This is a genomic window from Flavobacteriales bacterium, assembly GCA_013001705.1.
Classification (GTDB): domain Bacteria; phylum Bacteroidota; class Bacteroidia; order Flavobacteriales_D; family JABDKJ01; genus JABDLZ01.
The window spans coordinates 1-3,001 of record JABDLZ010000017.1 but is presented as its reverse complement, the minus strand read 5'-3'; the positions used below and the strand labels follow the sequence as shown (position 1 = coordinate 3,001).

General features: G+C 51.8%; 3 protein-coding genes. All 3 read right to left on the bottom strand.

Annotated elements, in window-relative coordinates; all coding sequences use genetic code 11:
* Window positions 1–97: 97 nt before the first annotated feature.
* Entirely contained in the window at window positions 98–1,438 is a 1,341-nt protein-coding gene (gene trkA / locus HKN79_00480; GenBank protein NNC82027.1) for a Trk system potassium transporter TrkA, read from the bottom strand.
* A gap of 68 nt (window positions 1,439–1,506) precedes the next feature.
* Window positions 1,507–2,742 (bottom strand): imidazolonepropionase, encoded by a 1,236-nt coding sequence (locus tag HKN79_00475; protein NNC82026.1) that lies wholly within the window; start codon window positions 2,740–2,742, stop codon window positions 1,507–1,509.
* Window positions 2,743–2,778: 36 nt separating this feature from the next.
* The coding region (locus HKN79_00470) for a VOC family protein (GenBank protein NNC82025.1) at window positions 2,779–3,001 on the bottom strand (223 nt) is incomplete at its 5' end.

Below are 3,001 nucleotides of genomic sequence, written 5' to 3'. Positions count from 1 at the left end.
CTGTGATGCCAGGCTACAGGTAGGGTAAGTAGCATGAAGCCACCGTTGAACATCAATAAAAAACTCAGGAATTTGAGGACGATCCTGTACTTGATCATCAGGCAAAGAATTTCTCGACCTTGTTGATGCATTCCGGTTTGGAAAGCACTACGACCAAATCCTTATCGCGGAAGAGGAAATCCTTATCAGGAATGATACCGACCCCATCGAGTATCACCCCACCTATACGCGCACCCTTGGGAAATTTGATCTTGCTGATACTCTTGTGATGGATCGGATCAGTGGGATTCACTTCGAATTCCAATACCTCACAGTCCGCACCATGCAGACCCGCCATGGCCATCACATCCCCTTTACGTATGTATCGGAAGATGAAATTAGCTGCGATGAGCCGCTTATTGATCATGGTATCTACCCCTACGCCTTGGGAGATATGGATATAGTCCATGTTCTCCACCAGAGCGATGGTCTTTCTCACACCGTGATTCTTGGCCGTCAAGCAGGAGATGATATTGGTCTCTGAATTCTCCGTCACCGCGATCACCATGTCCATCTCATCGAGATGTTCTTCTTCCAGCAATTCGATGTTCCGAGGGTCACCATGTATGACAAGCACCCCGCTCAGGTCAGAAGCGAGTGTGTGACAGCGTTGCTTGTCCTTCTCGATAATCTTTACGGTGTATTTCTTACTGAGGAGTCGAGCCGCATGATAGCCGATCTTGCCACCCCCCAATACCATGATCCGGTTGACCTCTTTCTGGTCCTGATTGGTGATGGAGAGTATGTTGGGTTCTCCTTCGGGGTCGGTGATGAAATAGGTATGATCCCCCATCTCGAATCGGGTACCTTCCTCAGGGATGATGGTCTCATTGTGGCGGAGTACGGCTACATTCTTGAAATGCTTGCGCTCCCCGTTGGGATAGAGTTCAGCGAGGGTCTTGTTGAGCAGTTTGGAATGCTCATCGATCTTGATACCCATCAGAGCGAGCTTCCCGTTCTCGAAGGAGAAGTGATCGGTCAGTACGGAGTGATTGACCAAACGCTTGATCTCTTGGGCCGCCAAGGTCTCCGGCAGGATGACCTCATCGATCCCGATCTCCTTCATGAAGGTATCCTTGCGGGCCATCATGTATTCCACATTACTCACCCGTACGATGGTACGCTTGGCACCCAGCCGCTTGGAGATAACGGCACTCGTGAAATTGACTTCTTCCGAGGAGGTCACCGCGATGAATAGGTCGCAATTCTCCACCTGGGCCTCGCGCAATATCTTGAAGGAAGTACTGGTCCCGAGGATGGTATGTACGTCCAAGTGTTTGGCAACATAGTCGAGTTTCTCAGCATCGGTATCTATGATGGAAGTCTGATGACTCTCCAAGGCCAAGAGTCGGGCCAAATGGAAACCTACATCTCCTGCTCCTGCTATTACAATTCTCATGGGTCGATCAAAGAGATGGACAAAGGTATGCGCCTTTGAATGGTCACCTATAGGGAATCGGTGAGAATTTATACGGGTCTGCCGTTCAATACTACCCGTTCGATCATCCGATCGGCAAAACGGTAGGGCAGCAGGGCAAATTCCTTCATCGGTCGGGTGATGATGAGGTCGGCCCGCTTGCCGCGTGTGATGCTCCCTGTAGTATCAGAGAGTTCCATGGCTGCAGCACCGTTGAGAGTGGCCGCATTGAGTGCCTCGATGGGATGCATGTTCATGCGTATGCAGGCCAAACTGAGCACAAATGACATGTTCCCCGTAGGGCTAGAACCCGGATTATAATCCGTGGCCAATGCGAGCAAGCCGTTGCTATCGATGATATCACGTGCCGGTGTATAAGGTATATCGATGAAGAAACTACAGGCCGGAAGCGCAGTGGCGATCGTGTCCGACTGACAGACGTCCTCTAGGTCGGAGCCCTCCATCACCTCCAGATGATCGACCGAGAGCGCATCGTATTTCAGTGAGGACTGTATCCCACCACAGGATGAGAACTGATTGACATGCACCTTGGGACGGAGACCGTATTTCTGACCGGCCTCCAGAATGCGTTCTGTTTCCTGCGCATCGAAGTAGCCGCGTTCACAGAAGGCATCGATGTAGTCGGCCAGGCCTTCTTCGGCTACGTGAGGGATGATCTCATCGCAGATCAAGTCGATGTAGCCTGCATGGTCATCCGCGAATTCACGTGGATAGGCATGGGCAGCCAATAGAGTGGTCTTCACCTGCAAGGGAAGGGCTTCACCCAGTCTACGGGCGACACGTAGCATCTTGAGTTCGGAGGCGGTATCCAAGCCATATCCGCTCTTGATCTCTATCGACCCCGTGCCTTGTTGCATAATCTCCAAGCAGCGCCTGTATGAGGCTTCATAGAGTTCTTCCTCGGGCATGGCCCGTAATTTTTCTACCGAGTTCAGAATACCTCCTCCGCGTTGGGCGATCTGCTCATAGCTCAATCCAGCTATGCGGTCTTGGAATTCCCCCTCACGGGTCTGAGCAAAGACGATATGCGTATGCGAATCGCAATAGGCCGGTATCACATGTCCGCCTCGGGCATCGATGGTAACCATACCTGCATGGTCAGGCAGCTCGGCCATCGGACCATAATCTTTGATTTCACCATCCTGACATATCAGCCAAGCATCATTCAAGGAGCCGGTCTCTCGAAGTTCAGCTCCTCGCAGACGCAGTTTGCCATCTTCTCGGATTCCGAGTAAGGTACCGATGTGGGTGATGAGTGTGCTCATGAAGGCGATGAAGGTAAGGAATGACTCAAGGCAGGATCATTTCCCGTACTTGGGTTGATAGAGCTGGAGATAGAAATCTCCCGGGGCTTTGAAATAGGTCACCCAGCCATAGCCATGGTCTTCGATCTCGCCTTTGAATTCCACGCCTTTGGCCTTCATTTCCTTCACCGTTTGCTCGATATCCTCGCAGTAGAAGGAGATGTCAGGGGTGCCTGAGGGAGCACCTTCTTGACCGCTGGCATCGGCCGGGTGGACTCCC

Excerpts from the sequence above, each read along its gene's own strand:
- trkA (NNC82027.1), bottom strand. The coding sequence starts at position 1,438 with ATGAGAATTGTAATAGCAGGAGCAGGAGATGTAGGTTTCCATTTGGCC.
- HKN79_00475 (NNC82026.1), bottom strand. The coding sequence starts at position 2,742 with ATGAGCACACTCATCACCCACATCGGTACCTTACTCGGAATCCGAGAA.